21 protein-coding genes, 1 pseudogene and 1 riboswitch are annotated in these 22090 nt (G+C 49.7%); of the genes and pseudogenes, 4 read left to right on the top strand and 18 right to left on the bottom strand.

What is annotated here, in order from left to right:
* Position 1: 1 nt before the first annotated feature.
* The 4 genes from moaD to moaA form a co-directional block, all read right to left on the bottom strand.
* On the bottom strand, positions 2-247 hold the full coding sequence (gene moaD, locus D9734_RS02390) for a molybdopterin synthase sulfur carrier subunit (protein WP_000598612.1): 246 nt from the start codon (positions 245-247) through the stop codon (positions 2-4).
* A complete protein-coding gene (gene moaC / locus D9734_RS02385; protein WP_000080885.1) occupies positions 240-725 on the bottom strand; it encodes a cyclic pyranopterin monophosphate synthase MoaC in 486 nt (161 codons plus the stop codon). Before moaC ends, moaD begins: the two co-directional genes overlap by 8 nt.
* Positions 726-727: 2 nt before the next feature.
* On the bottom strand, positions 728-1240 hold the full coding sequence (gene moaB / locus D9734_RS02380) for a molybdenum cofactor biosynthesis protein B (RefSeq protein ID WP_130205101.1): 513 nt from the start codon (positions 1238-1240) through the stop codon (positions 728-730).
* A 21-nt stretch (positions 1241-1261) separates the two neighbouring features.
* Positions 1262-2251: a GTP 3',8-cyclase MoaA gene (moaA, locus tag D9734_RS02375; protein ID WP_001295301.1), complete on the bottom strand. Its 990-nt coding sequence runs from the start codon at positions 2249-2251 to the stop codon at positions 1262-1264.
* Positions 2239-2383, bottom strand: a riboswitch (molybdenum cofactor riboswitch). It overlaps the preceding gene by 13 nt.
* Before the next feature lie 265 nt (positions 2384-2648).
* Here moaA and yvcK point away from each other — a divergent pair.
* Positions 2649-3557 (top strand): uridine diphosphate-N-acetylglucosamine-binding protein YvcK, encoded by a 909-nt coding sequence (gene yvcK, locus D9734_RS02370; protein ID WP_130205099.1) that lies wholly within the window; start codon positions 2649-2651, stop codon positions 3555-3557.
* A gap of 191 nt (positions 3558-3748) precedes the next feature.
* On the opposite strand, the gene uvrB is transcribed toward yvcK, so the two are convergent.
* The 5 genes from uvrB to bioB all read right to left on the bottom strand — a co-directional run bounded on the left by uvrB (position 3749) and on the right by bioB (position 9951).
* Positions 3749-5770, bottom strand: coding sequence for an excinuclease ABC subunit UvrB (gene uvrB, locus D9734_RS02365; protein ID WP_130205097.1), 2022 nt, complete (start codon positions 5768-5770; stop codon positions 3749-3751).
* A gap of 574 nt (positions 5771-6344) precedes the next feature.
* Entirely contained in the window at positions 6345-7025 is a 681-nt protein-coding gene (gene bioD / locus D9734_RS02360) for a dethiobiotin synthase (protein ID WP_130205095.1), read from the bottom strand.
* A complete protein-coding gene (gene bioC, locus D9734_RS02355) occupies positions 7018-7773 on the bottom strand; it encodes a malonyl-ACP O-methyltransferase BioC (protein WP_130205093.1) in 756 nt (251 codons plus the stop codon). Before bioC ends, bioD begins: the two co-directional genes overlap by 8 nt.
* Positions 7757-8914 (bottom strand): 8-amino-7-oxononanoate synthase, encoded by a 1158-nt coding sequence (gene bioF, locus D9734_RS02350; RefSeq protein WP_130205091.1) that lies wholly within the window; start codon positions 8912-8914, stop codon positions 7757-7759. Before bioF ends, bioC begins: the two co-directional genes overlap by 17 nt.
* Positions 8911-9951 (bottom strand): biotin synthase BioB, encoded by a 1041-nt coding sequence (bioB, locus tag D9734_RS02345; protein ID WP_000951213.1) that lies wholly within the window; start codon positions 9949-9951, stop codon positions 8911-8913. Before bioB ends, bioF begins: the two co-directional genes overlap by 4 nt.
* Before the next feature lie 86 nt (positions 9952-10037).
* On the opposite strand from bioB, the gene bioA reads away from it, so the two are divergent.
* The 3 genes from bioA to D9734_RS02330 all read left to right on the top strand — a co-directional run bounded on the left by bioA (position 10038) and on the right by D9734_RS02330 (position 13701).
* Positions 10038-11327, top strand: a complete 1290-nt coding sequence (bioA, locus tag D9734_RS02340) for an adenosylmethionine--8-amino-7-oxononanoate transaminase (RefSeq protein ID WP_130205089.1) — start codon at positions 10038-10040, stop codon at positions 11325-11327.
* A 58-nt stretch (positions 11328-11385) separates the two neighbouring features.
* Entirely contained in the window at positions 11386-11862 is a 477-nt protein-coding gene (locus D9734_RS02335; RefSeq protein WP_000767391.1) for a kinase inhibitor, read from the top strand.
* A 717-nt stretch (positions 11863-12579) separates the two neighbouring features.
* On the top strand, positions 12580-13701 hold the full coding sequence (locus D9734_RS02330; protein WP_130205087.1) for a hypothetical protein: 1122 nt from the start codon (positions 12580-12582) through the stop codon (positions 13699-13701).
* A gap of 58 nt (positions 13702-13759) precedes the next feature.
* Here the strand turns inward: D9734_RS02330 and D9734_RS02325 are convergent, their stop codons facing one another.
* The 9 genes and pseudogenes from D9734_RS02325 to D9734_RS02290 all read right to left on the bottom strand — a co-directional run.
* Complete coding sequence (locus tag D9734_RS02325; protein WP_130205084.1) at positions 13760-14509, bottom strand: HipA family kinase; 750 nt, start codon at positions 14507-14509, stop codon at positions 13760-13762.
* 299 nt (positions 14510-14808) lie between these two features.
* On the bottom strand, positions 14809-15801 hold the full coding sequence (locus D9734_RS02320; protein WP_016248370.1) for a zinc-dependent alcohol dehydrogenase family protein: 993 nt from the start codon (positions 15799-15801) through the stop codon (positions 14809-14811).
* A gap of 149 nt (positions 15802-15950) precedes the next feature.
* Positions 15951-16841: a LysR family transcriptional regulator gene (locus D9734_RS02315; RefSeq protein WP_130205707.1), complete on the bottom strand. Its 891-nt coding sequence runs from the start codon at positions 16839-16841 to the stop codon at positions 15951-15953.
* Between the two features lie 218 nt (positions 16842-17059).
* Positions 17060-17122, bottom strand: a pseudogene (locus D9734_RS23770) (capsid protein); the annotation flags it as partial.
* Between the two features lie 27 nt (positions 17123-17149).
* Positions 17150-17443 carry a hypothetical protein gene (locus tag D9734_RS02310; protein WP_130205082.1) on the bottom strand — a complete coding sequence of 98 codons (294 nt, stop codon included), beginning with the start codon at positions 17441-17443 and terminating at the stop codon, positions 17150-17152.
* A 42-nt stretch (positions 17444-17485) separates the two neighbouring features.
* A complete protein-coding gene (locus tag D9734_RS02305) occupies positions 17486-18526 on the bottom strand; it encodes a tail fiber domain-containing protein (RefSeq protein ID WP_130205080.1) in 1041 nt (346 codons plus the stop codon).
* 9 nt (positions 18527-18535) lie between these two features.
* On the bottom strand, positions 18536-18817 hold the full coding sequence (locus D9734_RS02300; RefSeq protein WP_130205078.1) for a hypothetical protein: 282 nt from the start codon (positions 18815-18817) through the stop codon (positions 18536-18538).
* Positions 18817-21192, bottom strand: a complete 2376-nt coding sequence (locus D9734_RS02295; protein WP_130205076.1) for a prophage tail fiber N-terminal domain-containing protein — start codon at positions 21190-21192, stop codon at positions 18817-18819. Before D9734_RS02295 ends, D9734_RS02300 begins: the two co-directional genes overlap by 1 nt.
* A gap of 60 nt (positions 21193-21252) precedes the next feature.
* A partial coding sequence (locus tag D9734_RS02290) for a DUF1983 domain-containing protein (protein WP_130205074.1) occupies positions 21253-22090 on the bottom strand: 838 nt, incomplete at its 5' end.

Raw genomic sequence — 22090 nt, 5'->3', positions numbered from 1 at the left:
TTTAACCTCCGGTTACCGGCGGGAAGAAAGCCACTTCGTCGCCGTCAGTCAGCGGATGGTCAAAACTCACCAGCGTCTGGTTGACGGCAGCCAGCAATTTGCCATCTTCCAGCGCCAGCGCCCAGCGATCGCTCTGCGCAGCCAGGTGCTGGCGTAACGCTTCAACGGTTGGGAAATCCGCAGCCACTTCGGTTGCATCCGTTCCCACCAACTCGCGTACCTGGGCGAAAAAAAGAACTTTAATCATCCGCTTCCACCTTAAAGTCACCTGATTTGCCGCCGCTCTTTGCCAGCAAACGTACCGGACCAATCACCATATCTTTTTGCACCGCTTTGCACATGTCATAAATGGTCAGCGCCGCCACGGAGGCCGCGGTTAACGCTTCCATTTCAACGCCGGTTTTCCCGGTCAGTCGGCATAAGGTTTCTATACGCACCCGATTGTGCTCCGGCTCGGCCTGTAAATTGACTTCGACTTTACTGAGCATCAACGGATGACACAGCGGGATCAGATCCCAGGTGCGTTTTGCCGCCTGAATACCGGCAATACGCGCTGTGGCAAACACGTCGCCTTTATGGTGGCGACCATCGATGATCATCGCCAGCGTCTCGCTACGCATGGTGACAAAGGCTTCCGCCCGCGCTTCACGTACAGTTTCCGCTTTGGCGGAGACATCCACCATGTGCGCTTCGCCAGCGGCGTTGATATGGGTCAGTTGCGACATACTTATTTCTTCAAATGTGGATGGAAATTACACGGACGCGTACGGGCATCCAGCTGCGGCGCGATGATATTTTCCCACGCGGTGCGGCACGCTTTGGTCGAACCCGGCATGGCGAAAATCAGTGTCTTATTCGCTACGCCCGCTACCGCACGGGATTGCAACGTTGCTGTGCCAATCTCTTCGAACGACAGCATACGGAACACTTCGCCGAAACCTTCGACTTCACGGTCGAACAGCGGCAGCAATGCTTCGGGAGCCTGATCGCCTTCCGTCAGGCCAGTGCCGCCAGTAATCAACACCACTTGTACATCGTCACTGGCTATCCACGCAGATACCTGAGCGCGAATAGCGTAGCGGTTTTCTTTGACAATGGCTTTATCGACAACGTGATGGCCCGCTTCCTGCGCCGTATCGCGCAGATAGTGACCGGAGGTATCGTCTTCTTCACCGCGACGATTAGAAACCGTAAGAATAGCAATACGGGTCGGGATAAATTCAGTGCTTACCTGACTCATCTGATCTCTCCTTTTGACGTTTTATCCGCCAATGTACGATAAGTTTTGCGTAATACCGGTATTGTTTTGATGCAGGAAATGGGTCTGTTTTTTCTCCCGCAGCGCCGCTGAAATACGCGCTTCCAGCGCCTGTTGCTGGGTATCGTCTTCCAGCAGATCGCGCAGGTTAACGCCGCCTTCACCAAACAGGCAGAGATGGAGTTTACCAATGGAGGAGACACGCAGGCGGTTGCAAGTGGCGCAGAAGTCTTTTTCATACGGCATAATTAGGCCAATCTCTCCGGCGTAATCCGGATGACAAAAGACTTGCGCGGGACCGTCGCTACGTTGACGTAATTGGTGGATCCAGCCGCGACGCAGTAGCTCGTCACGCAGAACCTGACCAGAGATGTGATGTTTACGGAAGAGCTCGCTGCCCTCGCCCGTTTCCATCAGTTCGATGAAACGCAGCTGGATAGGACGATGTTGGATCCAGTTCAGAAAGGTGTCGAGCTGGTGATGGTTGACATCGCGCATCAGCACGGTATTGACTTTGACCTTCTCAAAGCCCGCCTCAAATGCAGCATCGATGCCAGCCATGACCTGATTGAATTTATCCTGGCCGGTAATGGCATGAAACTGACGAGCGTCGAGACTATCAACACTGACGTTAATGCCCGTCAGTCCGGCATCGCGCCAGTTCGCCACGTCGCGTTCCAGACGGTAACCATTAGTGGTGACCGCAATCTGACGGATGGCGTCATTTTCCCGCACTGCGGCGATGATATCGGTAAAGTCGCGACGTAAAGACGGCTCTCCGCCTGTCAGACGAACTTTTTCGGTGCCCAGACTGGCAAAGGCGCGCGTAACCCGGCGAATTTCATCGACGGTCAGAAAGCCTTTATTGGTGACGCCGCTCGGCTTGTAGCCATCCGGCAGGCAATATGTGCAACGAAAGTTACACACATCGGTAATCGACAGGCGCAAGTAATAAAACTTACGCGCAAATGCATCAGTCAGTTGTGAAGCCATGTACACCTTTCCAGATACGGGAGGCGAAGTCATTTCTTCCTTCGCCCTGGTGGCAACCTTTCAAAGCATTGTCACGGCCAAAGCACCATATCAGTTGACCCAGGTGCAGAGGCTAGAGTGTTTAGTGGTTATGCCGATACTAGCGCGTAAATGAGATTTTTACCATTCACCCTTTTCGCTATGTAATCATGTATATAGCGTCATGATCGGCCTATTTCGCTACAGAATAAGGGAAAATGGCGGTTTTACTTTGATATACATCATCAGGGACGCAGAGCGAATATTGTCCTTTGGGGGTAGAAAACCATGAGTTGTATCCTCAATATTGGCAGGCTAATTGCTGTTTCCCCGTAATTTGCGCTACTGTAGCGCGGATAATCTGACTTCAGGAATGTATATGCGCAATCGTACGCTGGCTGACCTTGATCGTGTCGTTGCTCTCGGCGGGGGGCATGGACTGGGACGCGTTCTCTCATCACTTTCGTCTTTAGGCTCTCGCTTAACGGGTATCGTCACCACCACGGATAACGGTGGCTCGACGGGACGTATTCGTCGCTCGGAAGGCGGTATTGCCTGGGGCGATATGCGCAACTGTCTCAACCAACTGATAACGGAACCGAGCGTCGCCTCCGCGATGTTTGAATACCGTTTTGGCGGCAATGGCGAGCTTTCCGGTCATAATCTCGGAAACTTGATGTTAAAGGCGCTGGATCACCTTAGCGTGCGGCCTCTGGAAGCCATCAATTTAATTCGTAATCTGTTGAAAGTGGACGCGCAATTAATTCCGATGTCAGAGCATCCCGTTGATCTGATGGCCATTGACGATCAGGGACATGAAGTTTACGGCGAGGTCCACATCGACCAGCTAACTACGCCGATTCAGGAACTACTGTTAACCCCCAACGTACCTGCCACCCGTGAAGCGGTGCTGGCAATTAATGAGGCTGACCTGATAATCATCGGGCCAGGCAGTTTTTATACCAGCCTGATGCCAATCCTGCTGCTTGAGGAAATGGCGCAGGCACTACGCCGCACGCCAGCCCCGATGGTTTATATTGGCAATTTGGGAAGAGAATTAAGCCTGCCTGCGGCGAATCTGAAGCTTGAAAACAAGCTGGCGATTATGGAGCAGTATGTCGGTAAAAAGGTGATTGATGCGGTGATTGTTGGGCCGAAGGTCGATGTTTCTACAGTTAACGACAGATTAGTCATTCAGGACGTACTGGAGGCCAGCGATATCCCCTATCGTCATGACCGCCAGTTGTTACATAACGCACTGGAAAAAGCATTACAGGCTTTAGGTTAACGTGAAGTCGAAAGAAAATTCCGGCTTCCTATTGAAGACAAAGTACACGTTGTTCATGCCGGATGCGGCGTGAACGCCTTATCCGGACTACAAACCGCGCAAATTCAATGTATTGCAGAGATCATGTAGGCCTGATAAGCGTAGCGCATCAGGCAATTTTGCCTTTGCCATCTCTCTTCTTCGTTATCCTGTCACGAAGCCGCAATAAACAACTCACGCAGCTGATGCAACTGGTCACGAATTTGCGCCGCCTCTTCGAACTCCAGATTTTGCGCGTGTTGCATCATCAGCCCTTCCAGTTCATGGATTTTCTGCTGCAACGCTTTAGGCGACATATCCATCGGTACATTATCCGGCTCAACAATCGGGCGCGATTTTCCTCTGCCCTTCGCTTTGGTTTTGGCAATGTTCTGCCCCAGCGCCAGGATATCGACCACTTTCTTGTTCAGCCCTTGCGGCGTAATTCCGTGTTCCTCGTTGTACTTCTGTTGTTTCTCGCGGCGACGTTCGGTTTCGCCAATCGCTTTCGCCATTGATGGGGTGATCTTATCGCCGTAGAGAATCGCTTTACCGTTGACGTTACGCGCCGCGCGACCAATGGTCTGAATCAATGAACGTTCGGAACGCAGGAAGCCTTCTTTGTCTGCGTCGAGGATCGCCACCAGCGAAACTTCTGGCATATCCAGACCTTCGCGCAGTAAGTTGATCCCCACCAGCACATCAAACTCGCCCAAACGCAAGTCGCGGATGATTTCCATACGCTCGACGGTGTCGATATCCGAGTGAAGATAACGCACGCGTTCACCGTGTTCTTCCAAATATTCGGTGAGATCTTCCGCCATCCGCTTAGTCAACGTCGTGACCAGTACGCGTTCGTTAATTGCCGCTCGCAGGCGAATTTCTGAGAGAAGATCATCAACCTGGGTCGCTACCGGGCGCACTTCGATAATCGGGTCCAGCAGCCCTGTTGGACGCACGACCTGATCCACCACGTCGCCACCGGATTTCTCCAGCTCGTAATTACCGGGTGTTGCAGAAACATAGATGGTTTGCGGCGCTAATGCTTCGAACTCTTCGAATTTCAGCGGACGGTTATCCAGCGCCGAGGGCAGACGGAAACCGTACTCCACCAGCGTCTCTTTACGCGCCCGGTCGCCTCGATACATGCCGCCAATTTGCGGAATAGTCACGTGGGATTCATCGACCACCAACAGGCCATCGGCGGGGAGATAATCAAACAGCGTCGGCGGTGGCTCACCGGGTCCACGACCGGAAAGAAAGCGCGAATAGTTTTCAATGCCTGAGCAATAACCGAGCTCGTTCATCATCTCCAGATCAAACTGGGTACGCTGAGTCAGGCGTTGTTCTTCCAGCAGCTTGTTATTTGCCAGCAGCACTTTGCGCCGATCGGCCAGCTCTTCTTTGATCTCTTCCATCGCCTGCACAATACGTTCACGCGGGGTAACGTAGTGTGTTTTCGGGTAAATGGTAAAGCGGGGAATGGTTGAGATAATCTGCCCTGTTAACGGGTCGAAAAGCGACAACCGCTCTACCTCTTCGTCGAACAATTCAACACGTAGCGCAACGTCGTCGGACTCCGCCGGAAAAATATCAATCACTTCCCCGCGAACACGGAAAGTCCCGCGCTGGAACGCCTGGTCGTTACGGGTGTATTGCAGTTCCGCCAGGCGCCGCAGAATCGCGCGCTGATCGATAATCATGCCGACCGTCAGATGCAGCATCATCTTAAGATATAAGTCAGGGTCGCCCAGACCGTAGATGGCTGAAACAGAGGCGACCACCACCACATCGCGCCGCTCCAGCAAAGCTTTGGTCGCTGAAAGCCGCATCTGTTCAATATGTTCGTTTACCGAGGCATCTTTTTCAATGAAGGTGTCCGAGCTCGGCACATAGGCTTCCGGTTGATAGTAGTCGTAGTAAGAGACGAAGTATTCCACCGCATTTTCCGGGAAAAATTCTTTCATCTCGCCGTACAACTGGGCTGCCAGCGTTTTGTTGGGCGCCAGCACCATCGTCGGGCGCTGAAGGTCGGCAATGACGTTAGCAATGGTAAATGTTTTCCCGGAGCCCGTTACGCCGAGTAGAGTCTGGTGAGCCAGGCCATCTTCAAGCCCTTCTTCGAGGCGTCGAATTGCCTCAGGCTGATCGCCAGAAGGTTTAAAAGAGGAATTCAGTTTGAACGGTTTACTCATGAGTCGCTACCTGAAGGAGTGGGCGGGCAGGTATGTAATTTTACTCGTCGTGTTTAATAATGCCAACAAATTATACTGGATAAAAAAACAGTTTCACGCCATATTATTTCTGTTACACCGTCAACGAAGGTATCAATCATGAGCATAATTTGCTCAGTGACGAGATAAAACTCCAGGATTGCGGGGTTATCCCCAAAGCAACGGCTTTTTTAACAATTGTCAAGATGGCTGATGACGGATTTATGGCAAGAGATGTCACTTTCATGACTGCCATTGCTTTTATATAATTAATTGAAAAATAACAAATATTTCCTTAAGCCTTCTTTCGCGTCAATTCGCGTGCAAGCCGCGTATTCTCTCGCTTGCATCGCGTTTTCTAACTCTAATGCACATGGTTATCCACAGGAATAGTGGATAACTGCCTGCAGCCCGTATGCCCTGCCGCCTGGGCAATTCCCACACTAACCGCATATTGTGGGGGTAAATATTTTTTCTCAATTCTTTTGAAATTTAATTGGTTGAATTGCAGGCAGCAGACGACGCGATCTCGCTCGCAATTTAACCAAATATATTGCTACAACAATGCGGTGAGATTGAGGTACTTTCCGGTTAGCGCGTTTTCAGGGGGTTCATCAAGCCATGGGATCTCCCCAAGCAGCGGTGCGGAAATCATCCGCTTGAGCGTGGCCATATATTCAGCGTGACGTTTGCCCGGTGGAGTGACATCGTTTGCTACCCACCCTGCAAGGGTAAGTCCGGCTTGCTGTACAGCCTGTGCGGTCAGCATCGCGTGATTAATACAGCCGAGTTTCACGCCCACAACCAGTATCACTGGCAGTTGTTCTTGCGTTACCCAATCCGCGAAAGTGAAAGACTCAGAAAGCGGCGTAAACCAGCCTCCTGCACCTTCTACCAGTACCCAGTTTGCCTGCTGTGCCAGCGCGTGTAATCCGGCGCTCATAACCACGGGGTCGATGGGTCTGCCCTCTTCCGTACTGATGATATGCGGCGAGGTCGGTTCTGCGAAGGTGTAAGGGTTTACCGTGGCGTAATCCAGCTGCAGGCTACTGTTGCGTTGCAACGCCAGTGCGTCGCAATTACGTAAGCCTTCTACTGTCATTTCGCTGCCGGAAGCAACAGGTTTGTAACCTGCCGTCCGGTAGCCTGCCGCCTTCGCGGCCTGTAAAAGCGCACAACTGGCGACGGTTTTCCCTACTTCGGTATCCGTTCCGGTGACAAAATAACGTTTACTCACGAGCAATCACTCCCAAAAAAAGATGATACGTCAGAGGATATCGCCCCTGTTGTTGCGGCCAGGCTAGTTGCAATCGCTGCAACTGCGAACGCGTTAATATTCGCGGGTCGCGCCCTTCATGAAGATGCGTTGCGCCAATGCCTTTGAGCGAGCGCATGGCACTGAGCGCATCATCAAACCACAGTGTGACGGGCTGCATATTGTATTGATAACGAAAGTCTTTCAGCGCCTGTTCAATTTCTGCTGGCGGTAAAAAGCGATTAGCATGCGGGCGTTCGTCTACCGCCAGCCACGCCTGATGCAGTTCGGGTAACGATCCCTGCGCCAGCGTGGTAAACGCGACCATGCCTCCGGGGCGCACCACCCGATACAGCTCGCGGAGTGCCGTGGATAAATTACCGCACCACTGCACCGCGAGATTGCTCCATGCAAGATCGAACGTCGCATTCGCCAGCGGTAAGGATTCGATATCGCCCGCCAGATAATGATCTGCGGCATCTTGTTGGCGTGCCTGCGCAAGCATAAGTGGCGAGAGATCTAAGGCCGTCACCTGCGAGTGACGTTCGCGCCAGTGGCGGCTCATCCAGCCTGGTCCACAGCCAGCATCCAGTACGTGGGGGTATTTACGCTGTGGGAGCATTGCCAGTAAGGCATCGGCACTCTGGCGCTGTAGATTTGCGTGTTCCTCGTATTGCGCGGCTGCCCGACCAAATGCCGCCGCAATGGCTTGTTTATTGACCGTTGCCATGCAGCACCTCCAGCAGGCGGTCGATATCCTGTGTTTCATGTGCCGCAGTCAACGTCAGGCGCAGTCGCGCAGTGCCGACGGGTACGGTTGGCGGGCGAATCGCCGTGACCCAGCAGTCTTGCTGGCGCAGTTTTTCTGCCAGTTGTAACGCACGGCTGTTATCACCGACGATTAATGGCTGGATGGCGCTACGTGAATCCGCAAGCGTAAACGGCAAACCCTGCACTCCGGCACGAAAACGCGTAATGAGTGCCGCCAGTTTTTCGCGCCGTGCATCACCCTCATCACTACGAATGACCGCCAGCGATGCACGTAATGCCTGCGCCTGAGCGGGCGGCATACTGGTGCTGTAGATAAGATGGCGGGCGAATTGCAGCAGATAATTCGCCACGCTATCAGAACAAAGCACCGCCGCGCCGCTGACGCCAAATCCTTTGCCAAAAGTGACTACCAGCAGTTCCGGCTTCACCTTTTGCTGCCAACAACTGCCTCGCCCCTGTTCACCGATAACGCCCGTGCCGTGGGCATCATCGACCATCAACCAGCCATTGTGCTGTTGCGTTACCTGTTGAATTTCCGTAAGCGGCGCGCTATCGCCGTCCATGCTGAACACGCCTTCTGTCACCACCAGTTGCTGCCCCAGACAGGAGGCAGCAAGCAGACGTTCCAGATGAGCGACATCGTTATGAGTAAAACGGCGAAGCTGCGACGGGCTTAAACTGGCAGCCTCCAGCAAGGAAGCGTGGCTAAGCCGGTCGGCAACAATACGATCCTCTTTCACCATCATCGCAGTAATGACCGCCTGATTAGCGGCAAAACCAGAGATAAACAACAGCGCCCGCGAATAGCCCTGCCACTCGGCCAACTCTTCTTCCAGCGACTGATGCGCCACGCTATAACCGCTGACATGACCGGAACCGCCGCTACCGACGCCAAATTGTTCCGCCCCCTGCTGCCAGGCACTGATAATTTGCGGATGATGGCTTAAACCGAGGTAATCATTGCTGGAAAAGTTCAGATACTGGCGCTCGTCCGCCACCAGCCAGCGTCCGGCTCCTTGCGCCACCGGATAACGGCGACGCAGGGCATCGGCAGCACGCCGCGCATCGAGCGCCGCGTTGATTTTCTCCTGCCAGCTCATAGTGCTGCCGCGTTGTAATATTCGTCGGTGTCTGGGGTCATCAGCGCCTGCTCCAGACGCTGTTGTTGCTCGTTATCGCCCGCCAGAACGGCGGTTTGCTGCGGATTCAGCCCCAGTTTGCGGAACAGTTGCAGGTCTTTATCTTCTTCCGGATTCGGCGTAGTCAGCAGTTTGCAGCCGTAGAAAATCGAGTTTGCGCCAGCCATAAAGCACATTGCCTGAGTCTGTTCGTTCATCTGCTCACGTCCGGCAGAAAGGCGCACGTAAGAGGTCGGCATCATGATCCGCGCTACGGCAATGGTGCGAATAAAATCAAAGGCATCGACATCATCGTTATCGGCCAGAGGCGTGCCTTTCACCTTCACTAACATGTTGATTGGCACGCTTTCCGGCGGCGTCGGCAGGTTTGCCAGTTGCAGCAATAATCCGGCGCGATCTTTTACTGTTTCGCCTAAGCCGACAATGCCGCCAGAACAGACTTTGATCCCGGCATCGCGCACTTTTTCCAGCGTATCGAGACGTTCCTGATAAGTGCGTGTGGTGATGATATTGCCGTAAAACTCCGGCGAGGTGTCGAGGTTGTGGTTGTAGTAATCCAGCCCGGCATTCGCAAGGCGCTGCGCCTGAGATTCACTCAACGTACCCAGCGTCATACACGCCTCCAGGCCCATCGCTTTTACCCCCTGCACCATTTGTTCCAGGTACGGCATATCGCGTTCGTGGGGATTCTTCCACGCCGCGCCCATACAGAAACGCGTCGATCCCGCCGCTTTCGCTTTGCGCGCCGACTCCAGTACCTGTTCGACTTCCATCAACCTCTCGGCTTCCAGTCCGGTTTTGTAGCGCGAGCTTTGCGGGCAATATTTGCAATCTTCCGGACAAGCTCCGGTTTTAATCGACAGCAAAGTGCTGACCTGCACCTGACGAGGATCAAAATGCTGACGATGCACCTGCTGCGCTTCAAACAGCAGATCCAGCAACGGTTTTTCAAATAATTCTGTGACTTGCGACAATGTCCAGCGTGGGCGGTGAGCCATGGGGCTTCTCCAAAACGTGTTTTTTGTTGTTAATTCGGTGTAGACTTGTAAACCTAAATCTTTTCAATTTGGTTTACAAGTCGATTATGACAACGGACGATCTTGCCTTTGACCAACGCCATATCTGGCACCCATACACATCCATGACCTCCCCGCTGCCGGTTTATCCGATGGCGAGCGCCGAAGGTTGCGAGCTGATTTTGTCTGACGGTAGACGCCTGGTTGACGGTATGTCGTCCTGGTGGGCGGCGATCCACGGCTACAATCATCCGCAACTCAATGCCGCGATGAAGTCGCAAATTGATGCTATGTCGCATGTGATGTTTGGCGGTATCACCCATGCGCCAGCCATTGAGCTGTGCCGCAAACTGGTGGCAATGACGCCACAACCGCTGGAATGCGTTTTTCTCGCGGACTCCGGTTCCGTGGCGGTGGAAGTGGCGATGAAGATGGCGTTGCAGTACTGGCAGGCCAAAGGCGAAGCGCGCCAGCGTTTTCTGACCTTCCGCAATGGTTATCATGGCGATACCTTTGGCGCGATGTCGGTGTGCGATCCGGACAACTCAATGCACAGCCTGTGGAAAGGCTATCTGCCAGAAAACTTGTTTGCTCCGGCTCCACAAAGCCGTATGGATGGCGAATGGGATGAGCGCGATATGGTGGGCTTTGCCCGCCTGATGGCAGCGCATCGCCATGAAATCGCGGCGGTGATCATTGAACCGATTGTCCAGGGCGCAGGCGGGATGCGCATCTACCATCCGGAATGGTTAAAACGAATCCGCAAAATGTGCGACCGTGAAGGTATCTTGCTAATTGCTGACGAGATCGCCACCGGATTTGGTCGTACCGGCAAACTGTTTGCCTGCGAACATGCAGAAATCGCGCCGGACATTTTGTGCCTCGGTAAAGCCTTAACCGGCGGCACGATGACCCTTTCCGCCACGCTTACCACGCGTGAGGTTGCGGAAACCATTAGTAACGGCGAAGCCGGTTGCTTTATGCATGGGCCAACGTTTATGGGCAATCCGCTGGCCTGCGCAGCAGCAAACGCCAGCCTGGCGATTCTCGAATCTGGCGACTGGCAGCAACAGGTGGCGGCTATTGAAGTACAGCTGCGCGAGCAACTTGCCCCCGCCCGTGATGCCGAAATGGTTGCCGATGTGCGCGTGCTGGGGGCAATTGGCGTGGTCGAAACCACTCGCCCGGTGAATATGGCAGCGCTGCAAAAATTCTTTGTCGAACAGGGCGTCTGGATCCGGCCTTTTGGCAAGCTAATTTACCTGATGCCGCCCTATATTATTCGCCCTGAACAGTTGCAGCGCCTGACCGCAGCGGTTAACCGTGCGGTACAAGATGAAACATTTTTTTGCCAATAACGAGCAGTCAGCCTGAAGGTTTCTGGCTACACTTTCTGCAAACAAGAAAGGAGGGTTCATGAAACTCATCAGTAATGATCTGCGCGATGGCGATAAGCTGCCGCATCGTCATGTCTTTAACGGCATGGGTTACGATGGCGATAATATTTCGCCGCATCTGGCGTGGGATGATGTTCCTGCTGGAACCAAAAGTTTTGTTGTCACCTGCTATGACCCGGATGCGCCAACCGGCTCCGGCTGGTGGCACTGGGTAGTGGTTAACTTACCCGCTGATACCCGCGTATTGCCGCAGGGGTTTGGCTCTGGTCTGGTAGCAATGCCAGACGGCGTTTTGCAGACGCGTACCGATTTTGGTAAAACCGGGTACGATGGCGCCGCGCCGCCGAAAGGCGAAACGCATCGCTACATTTTTACCGTTCACGCGCTGGATGTAGAACGTATTGATGTCGATGAAGGTGCCAGCGGCGCGATGGTCGGGTTTAACGTCCATTTCCACTCTCTCGCCAGCGCATCGATTACCGCGATGTTCAGTTAATCACTCTGCCAGATGGCGCAATGCCATCTGGTATCACTTAAAGGTATTAAAAACAACTTTTTGTCTTTTTACCTTCCCGTTTCGCTCAAGTTAGTATAAAAAAGCTGAATGAGAAACAAGAAAAATCATCAATATCAATATGTTATGATGGCTTTGGTCTAAATAATAGACTACATAATACTGCAAAACACAGCATGTGCAGTCACTATGAATCAACTACTTAGATGGTATTAGTGACCTGTAACAGAGCATTAGCGCAAGGTGATTTATTGTCTTCTTGCGCTAATTTTTTGTCATGAAAAAATGTCGCACTCCAGAGAAGCACAAAACCTTGCAATCCAGTGCAAAGCTTTGTGTGCCTCCCACTACGGCCTGCATAACCAGTCAGAAGATAGCAGTGATGTCAAACGACGCAGCTGACTTCTTTTCTTTCACGACTTCCCCACACCCAGCATGCATACCTTTCTGCCATAACTGTAGTGAATGTCTGCTATGAGCGAGAAGCGGAAGTTTATGATTGTCCTCACCTATGGCGATTTACTAGTACAAACTTGTGTTAACCATTACTGGCAATCTTTAAACTTGTACCGCCCCCTAAAGGGGAAATTATATTCTGTCATTTTTACTTAATATGCACTGCAATTAAGGAACAGCAGAACTTGATGAGGTATCTTTAGTAGTTACCAATGTATTACACATTGAATTAAAAGAGATTCTTTGAACAAGGTCGAACATCTTATGTATTCATCTTTCGATTCAGCCGTTGGAGAATCCGTTAGCCGGATTAGCCATTATATTGAGTTGCATCGGGGATTTCCCCACGTGTCTTTCTCCGATCACATTAAAAGGCGACGTAGTGAAAGAGCCGCCCGCGCGAGATCGCTTAAACTGATTTATCTTGATACGAACGCATGGAAGTGCGTATCGGACTTCAGACTGAACAAGGCGAGTCTCACACCCGCAATGAAGACGTTTGGGACAAGTATTGAACGAGCTGTTCAAACGGGGCGATTTGTTTTTCCCATCGGTCTTCCGACATACTTTGAGCTGGACTCGATGACAGACCCGGAGACAAGAGAAACACTTACTCGACTGGTTGATGAACTTTCCCAAGGGATCTGCATCACTCCCTTTCCCGAGCGCGTCGGATCTGAGTTGCGCAAACTGCGTATGAGTAAGCTGGACGAACCTGAAGGGCTAGAAGACTTCTTATGCAGTCCCATCGAGTTGATGGGAGTACCGACGATTTCCACACTCGGGTATCTCGAATCGTATGTAGATAAAGAAACCTTTAACAAGGCTGTCTTTGATGCCCTGTCAGAACTGCCATTTTCATTTCAGTTAGAAATTGCACGCACTTCTCTTGGGGCGAAGTGGGATAACTCTCGTGGAATTACAGAACTCAATGACGGAAAGGCCAAACATCAATCAGAGATAGCGAACCTTAACACCGCCATATTTATTGAATTAACTGGCGGCATCACTGCATGGTTTAGAGAGGAAGGGATACCCATTTCTTTATTAGATATCAAACGATACGCACTTGAGGCCCAATACTACTGGCATAAGATGCCAGACTCACGAGCAATGCCAACGCTAAGGGTATTGAGTTCATTGTATGGGTTGATGCGATACGATCCGCAACGCCGTTACAAGAACGGCGATCCAAACGACTTTATGGTGGCAGCATCCGCACTTCCTGTAGCGGATGCTCTTTATACTGACAGAAAACTCGCCAACCTTCTGTCCGATAAAAGAATTGAGCTGAACAGATTCTCAGACTGCACTGTGGTCAGTGGGTTTGAGAACATGGCGGCACATCTCGAGGAACAACTTTAATTTTAAAAACGTCCGCTTCTGGCACAAGGCGGACGTTCCGCGTAACATTTTACCATTATTACTGGTTTTTCATTTCCCACTCAATACAGTCAGTCATCATAGGAATAAAAACTTTACAAGATGAAGAAAAAATATCGACAAATTTTGATTTGTAACTTTCTGGAACATGCCAATCTTGAGGGATGCTATCTACGATAGATTGATAATAATCAACTGGTATTTCACATATTCTATTCATCCACAATGAATACCCTTCTAAAGCATGGAGATTTCCGCGATGATATGGCGATGATTCAGTAAATAATTGATTAGGAGTCCAGATAAGACCATCCTCACCCCATGTACTACCATCGTTATCTACAAAGGCAATGCCAGCATCCATAAATAGCAATTTATCATTTAACAACTTGCAAGTATCATTTTTTACATCACCTATCGATAACCAATTATCAAAAATTGATTTCCCATACAGGTCACTCAACTGGTCGTTGCTATATTGATAATTTTCAGGTAACTCTTGTATATCATGTATAAACTCATATGCAATAACACATGAAATTGATGTTTTCAGTTCACTTCTTACATTTTCAGAAAGTTGCGCAATATGGCCTTTTGGCCAAGGCAACTCTATTTTTCCAGCTAATTTAAAAGCCACATACTCATTAAATAATGCTTTAAATTCATGCCCGGATTCATTTAAATATGTTTTTACAAACCACTCTGCCCCTAACTCATCAGTACCTATAAAAGGATGAGAATGACTTATCGACTTTTCCAGTTTATCGCTAATAACATTAATTGTTATCACGGGAATCTCAAATAATCATAAAATGATACATGGATTATAATTGGATAACCAAGAGCAGTCCAAACAATTTCTTGCGATTAGTTGATTACCTGCATATTAGCGTTTTGTTGATTTTTGATGTCCGCTTCTGGCACCAAGCGGACAGCCTCTTGGATCTGAAGGTCCCCCTTTAAGCGAGAAAAGGACATTTAATTTTCAAGTCGTGGAAATCGAAGGCAGTACCTGCCGGAGCCATTGCATCGAAGCCTGGATAATATCCAGGCTTCACCAGGCTCATTTATAAAATGCTGTGGTAAGGATTACTCAACGGTCACGACTATTTTGCCTACCTGGCCATTGGCCTCCATATAGCGCTGGGCGTCTGCAATCTCTTCGAACGGAAACGTTTTATCGATGACCGGTTTCAGTTTGCCAGCTCGTAAGCCTTCTGTGATGAAGGATTTTGCGCGCGCCATTTTTTCAGAGTCAGTCGTGATTTCAAACAGCTCATATCCACGCAGAGTGAGATGCTTACCGAGAATATTAAATACAGGCACAAGCATGTCACGGCTATCGAGCGCGCCATACTGGAAAAACATGCCCTGTGGTGCCATCACCTGCGTCAGTTTTGCCACGTCCGGCCCGCCGACGGGATCAAAAACAATATGGGCACCTACGCCATCTGTTGTTCGATTGATTTCAGCAACCATATCCAGCTCTGCAGTAGCAATGACGGCAGCTGCGCCAGCTTTCAGTAGCATTTCACTTTTTTCAGAGGTCCGAGTGAGTGCAATTGGGTTTGCACCCAGCATGTTAGCTATCTGTATGGCAGCCAGACCTACGCTGCTTGATGCTGCGCGGATCACAACATTCTGACCAGCCTGAAGATTGCCATATTCAACCAGCGCACCATAAGCGGTGACATACATCATCCAGCTTGCAGCGGCTTCCTCAAAAGAAAGGTTTTCAGGATGCTTCACGATAGCATGCACAGGTGCATTGACCACTTCACCGTACATACCGTATTCATTAAACATAAATGAAGGGATAACGCTGACCAGATCTCCAATGGTAAACTCATCAACATTCTCACCTACGGCCTGCACAACGCCAGCCGCTTCATAACCAAGACGTGCCGGAAATTCCGGCTCAATAACATACTGGCCGTTGCGGTACATGATTTCTGCACGGTTGATACCTATCGCATGTACGCGGATCTGCACTTCACCCGCTGTCGGCGCAGGCACCTGTACATCAACAAATTCCAGCACTTCCGGGCCTCCGGTACGGTTAAAGGTAATAACTTTAGACATATTCAGCTCTCTTCAGTTAAAGGCACTCCTTCAGAATAATGCCGAAGGGATGCCCGAATCATTTGTGAACAATCTACGTTGTTACAAACACACCAGAAATAGCTGAGAGGGAACTTCAGTATTAATTATCCATTAACAATCCGCCTGCTTCAGCGGATCTGCGCGGCCAGAACATCACTGAACCAGTCGATAAAGACGCGCACTTTTGGAGAAAGGTAGCGCCTGTCGGGATACATCACTGACACGGGCTTTGACACCGATGGGTATTGCGGCAGAATCTCTTCAAGAGCGCCGGAAGCAATATGGGGAGCAACGGCATCATAGGTAGCTTGGATAATGCCCAGACCAGCCAGAGCACAGGAAAGCAGAATATCGGAATTATCAACCAGCAGGCTGCCCGCAGGACGTAGCGAAACAATGCTCCCGTTTTCGATAAACTTCCATTCCATGACGTCACGACTGTGGTCGCTAAAAAAGTTAATTGCCCGATGTTTATCCAGATCCGCAAGTGTTTCTGGCCGCTCATGCTGCTGCAGGTAAGACGGGGCTGCACAGGTAACCATCCGGATGTCACCAAGACGTCTGGATATAAAACTAGAATCCTGAAGCGCACCCAGGCGGATAAGGCAATCTACGCCTTCCGTGATCAAATCAGTTTTTTTATCCGAAGAAACCAGCACAACTTCAATACCTGGATACAGTGTCTGAAAATGCCTAAGATTAGGGATCAATATGGAATGCGCCAGCGCCAGGGGCACATCAAGTCTCAGGCGTCCTCGCGGTGGAAGAGTCGGTGAAAAACTGGCCATCATGTCATTAACTTCGGCCAGGACATGCCTGGCATGATGATAGAACTCATCCCCTTCAGCAGTAACGCTCAGCTTTCGGGTTGTGCGATAAATGAGTTTTACACCCAGATCATGCTCTATCTGCTGTATTGCTTTGCTCACGGTGGGGCGATGGATCTGAAGTACATCAGCAGCTTTAGTGAAGCTACCCTGCTCAACAACCTGTATGAAAATATTTAGGTATTCAATCATGTTGGCATGCACGTGATCACCTGTTTTGTAGGCTGTTTAAAACTGACATTGTAAAGTAAACCATCCCAACGACATTATTTTTTTCGTTCAGATAAGGGCTTCCTGGCTGTCACAATGTCCGCTTCTGGCACATAACAGCCCTAGAAATGGTGGCGTATAGTCATAGATGGTCGGTGGGAGGTGGTGCAAATCCTCTCATGCAAAAAAATACGTAAAATCTATAATGGCTGGAAATCATTCCATACTCGCACTATCGATAGCTCACCAGCCAGCCGCAGTATTCCGCCATGACAAGTTGCTGCGACTTTTTATGTTGAACGGATAAATACCCAGACCAGCAGACACGCCACCACCGGCACAGAAAAATCCATCAGGCTTGCTACATCCCACGCGCGTGGATCAAAACCGCCCCACCACGGCATGTTAATCCGCTTGCCATGCCCGAACATTTCAATCCAGCGATATTCTGCCTGGGTGTGTTCACGCGCAATGAAGAACGTACAACCGGCTATCGCTCCGTAAGCCCAGTTCCCGGTAAAAAGACCAATCAGTAGCTGCGCAGCCACAGCACAAAGCGCATGAAGGAAAGGTGTTATATCCATTTTCATCCTACCCAATAAAACGGGGCGCTCGGCCCCTTAATATTATTTAGACGCAAGCGCCGCCTCAATTGCAGATAACCTTTGTCTTAATTCTGCGTTTTCTTCTTCCAGTGCTGTTATTCTGTCGTCTGACTCTCTGGCTACCTGAACAAGCAAGCCAGTAACACCAGAATAATCTACAGTGTAATACCGTTCACCTTCTTCTCCATCTAATCCACTCCCACCGTCTGGATATTTCATCATAGACCCTACGGCTTCGGGGATGGCTTCCAGAGCTTCCTGTGCAATGACACCAGCATAGGGCATACCGTTTTCTTTAAGCGTGTATGTATAGCCGTTCATTTTACGGATGCGGTCAGTTGCATTATCGATCACCTGAATGTTGTCTTTCAGATCCCGGTCAGAGCCTTGATTAAATGCACTTGCATTGCACGCGCCGTTAACCGTTAATTCGTAGGTATTGCTGGTAGTTTTCTGTGCGTAGAACATATACAGAGCCTCATCTACGCCAACTTCATAAACAACCGGACGGCTAGAATTGCCCCATAGTCGAGTTGTTACGCCAGCGTGAGCGGTTCCCTGTGTGTTTAATGTCATGGTTGACCCATGATTAGCGTATTTGATTTGTAATGTGTCTGTATTATCAAACTTAATAAGCGCGTTACTTCCCCGCACACCATACGACATGAGACAGTTCCCCATTTTCAGATAACCTGAAGTACCAGGGAAGATCATTGTTCCGCCGTAAAGGTTGGTAAAATCCCAGCAAATATTTTCACCGTTATCGTTCAGGTTAAGGCGCGCCATTGCGTTCCCTGGGCTGTCTATCCATTTTTTAAGGTATAGTTCGCAATACGCATCCTCAACACCTGCCGTCCTGTGAGTTGAGCGAAGTTTTCGCCCAAATATAGCTCCGCTAGTTGGCAGTACCTGCTGATACCATGCAGCAGACCAGTCATTAACGGTTTCATTTTTGCTGTCTACATATGATTTTGTTACGTAGCTTCCTTGATCGTTTTTTAATTTGCTAACATCGGATTTTAGCGTTTTGATGTCATCAGGAATTACTGTCGATGTAGCCATTTTTCTTCCTCACATCCAGCCACGAAGTTGATGCTCAACAGCAACCGCGTATTCATCGAATAATGACGATATTTGCGAATCATTAATGATGCGCACGTTTACAAAATATCCGTCTTCCTTAACACATACCGGCTCGCCATCTTCAGTAAGTTCGCCTGTTTCTTTGTATACGTCACCTATTACATCAATGAGAACATCGTTCTGCATCATCTCGTCATCATAATAACCAATGCTATCCATAAAGGCCGAAAAGTCGGCCTTGTCTGTGAATTTGATAATTAAATCTCGCATTATATTACCTCTCCCATTTGCGCATCGGTTAATTCTTTATGCCATATTCTAAAATTCCTGATATGACCAAATAAATGACGTAAGCCGGCTGTAGTCTGACCTCCAATCCTTATACCTGTAGCACCATTAACACTCTTCCACGTTGTTGATGCTGGTGTTGATAAAACCCCATTGCAGCCAGCCTGAAACTTGCCATCGCTTTTTATTCTATATACAGCGATAATCTTTCTTGGGTAATTTCCAGGTGGAAATGATATTGGATTACCAAATTGAACATATGGAGTTCCTACACTACCTGCTGTATTTCTGAATGCAAAAACAAAAGCGTCGTCTTTTGTTTTAAATCCTGTTATATCATAAATTCTAGGCGCGGAATTTGGTGCTATAGACCAATTTTTATTCACTTCAACCATGCAGGTTAAAGGTTTGCTGGTCATGTTATTTTTGCAAGGCAATGTAACAATATCGCTTGCTCGCGTTGATGCAACTGTATCGGAAATGATAAAAGATGATGCGCATGAGCCGCCTTCAAATTGTGGTGTCGTAACATCCAAATATTCCCCGCCCAAATAAGTTCCAGGTGAAACAGGTGGAGCAATTTGGATCTGAGAGCCAACCATATTATCAATAGCTTCAGATTGATATGTAACCTCGAAATAAATCCATCCATTAGATTCTTTCTCCGCTCGGGCGGTTATTCTTGCAGCCCCTCCTCCCGTTTTTCTAATGGACATATCTGTTATATTAAGATATGCATCTGCCAGATAAAAATATGCGGACCCGTCATATCTTTCAAATCTTATACGACATTGTATATTAGCACTATCGCTTTTTACACGACATGATGTTGTAACATACTTTTCAGTTCCAGTAACATCGACACCTCTTCCTCCTGAAACCGCAGCGATATTCATTGTCGTATTTGTCCCAATTTTTTCGTCCTTTATTTGAAACCGCCCATAAGTAAAGCCAAACTCATCAACACCACTTTCTGTTATAGTTACACTTGTTGTAGCTCCCCACTTAGATGGTGTAAGTGAATTAAGATGATAGTTGGTTCTTTGTCCTTCAATCAGCAAACCTTCTCGTTCAAATCGCGGTTCGTCAACTTCAGCAACGGTTAATACTCCTGATTTATTAATGTATGTTGCACCTGATGCGCGTTTGAAGCTAACAACCTTATCGGATGGCATTTTAATAACATCATAACCTACAGTTATTTGCTTATAACCAGGCGAAAAGCCAGCAAGCATATCCAGTGAATCGTTAAACGGTATCCACACATCGGGAAGCGGCTGCAAAACTTGTTTATACGGCTCCGCAGCCTGGCTTGCATACTCTCTGGCTGCGTCTTCACTTGCTTTTGCAGCCGTCTGGCTTGCAGCGGATGCTTTCGCCGAGTTAGCCGCCGCAGTCTCGCTCGCCTTTGCGTTGTTTTCACTGGTTTTTGCTGCTTTTTGACTGTTGGCTGCTGCAGTGGCAGAAGCAGCAGCCGCACTTGCAGAACCAGCTGCGGCACTCTCGCTTTGGGCCGCTGCATCCTGACTGCTTTTCGCCGCAGTTTCACTGGCTTTAGCATTCGTTTCGCTGATCTTCGCTGCCGTCTGGCTGGACTTTGCGTTAGTTTCGCTCGTCTTCGCAGCTTTCTGGCTGTTAGCCGCAGCAGTTGCTGATCCGGCTGCTGAAGTCGCAGAACCGGCCGCCGCACTCTCGCTTTCAGCTGCTGCATCCTGACTGCTTTTCGCCGCAGTTTCACTGGCTTTGGCATTCGTTTCGCTGGTTTTCGCTGCCGTCTGGCTGGACTTTGCGTTGGTTTCGCTCGTCTTTGCGGCTGTCTCGCTGTTTTTCGCGTTGGTTTCTGATTTTTTGGCTGCTGTCGCGGAGTTTGCCGATGCAGTCTGCGAGGACGCTGCCGCCTGTGCGCTGTTAGCTGCATTCGTTTCTGAGGTTTTCGCCGCGTTCTTCGATGAAGCCGCTGCAGTTTCGGATTTCTTTGCCGCCGCTGCGCTCTGAGAGGCGGCTTCGGCGTTGCGTGCCGCTTCTTCCACCATTTCCTCAAAACGACGCAATGCCTCCGGCATGACATCCTCTTCCGTCATGGCACCGAGAAAATCATTCAGCGTACCTGGTCTGGAACCTTCATAGACGGTAATGGTCCCGGCATGTGAAGGCGGAAAACCTTCAACCAACAGGGTGACGCTGTACTGGCCATACTCAACATCCATGCTGTAACGCCCGGCTTCATCAGGATTTTCAGAGGCCACCGTGTTCACCAGTACCGTGGTGCTGTTACGCTTTGCCTTCAGTTGAATAGTGCAGTTCTGTATTGGTTTTCCCGCACCATCTTTCAGCACACCTGAAATCTGTACTGCCATACTCACTCCACAAATAAAAAAGGCGCCATTTCTGGCGCCCGTATTGGGGTTATAAATATTTCAACGGATACTGATACCGGAAGCAGCTTTTTTGGTCACAATCACCGTACAGTCTGTGATGTTACCTGCGCCCTGATTGCCTTTCTGGAAAATCTTAAACTCCAGAGTGACGCTACCACCACCACTCGGCATATCAATAACCGCACTGTAACTACCGGGAATGGCCCCTTTAGTTTCTCTGGATGCGATTAATACGCCGTTTTTGCGAACTTCAAAACCATAACCCGTGTATCGCGTACCTCCCGGGTTATTACCGCTCCCCGGATCGTCATACGCCATACCGTTAAAAATAATGGGCGGAATAATGATTTGGCGGTCAAAGTTATGATCATCGTAAATGGTGACTGTAACCGTCCCGCCTGGTGTTTCCGTATTGCCCCACGAGCCAGTTTTTTTCGGGAATGGCTTAGATACAGCTTTAACGAAGTCACCTTTGACCTGAGTAGCCTCGAGCATTCCCTTAATCGTACAGTTCTCATTTATCGTGACGTTGTTGAGCGTCCCGGAGTTCGCATTCACGTTACCGCTGATATCGGCATTTTTCGCCGTCAACCGCCCGTCCGGTGTCAGGGAAAATACCGGCGGATTGCCGCCGCTGGTAATGGTGGGAGCCGTCAGATACTTCAGGAACACTTCGTTCATGAATATCTGGTTGCCCTGCGCTACAAACATTGGCGTTTCATTCCCGTTTGCCGGGTCAATAAACGCGATACGGTTAGCGGCAACCAGGAACTGGCTCAGTTTGCCTTCCTCTGTATCCTCCATGCTGAGGCCAAGCCCCGCGACATAATGCCTGCCGTCTTCGGTCTGCTCAATTTTGTAGTGGATCGGTAATTCA

Origin of the sequence: Escherichia sp. E14S1 (assembly GCF_004211995.1) — a bacterium.
In the GTDB taxonomy this organism is placed as follows: domain Bacteria; phylum Pseudomonadota; class Gammaproteobacteria; order Enterobacterales; family Enterobacteriaceae; genus Escherichia.
The sequence above is the reverse complement of the archived record's forward strand: the minus strand, read 5'-3'. Positions and strand labels throughout refer to the sequence as shown.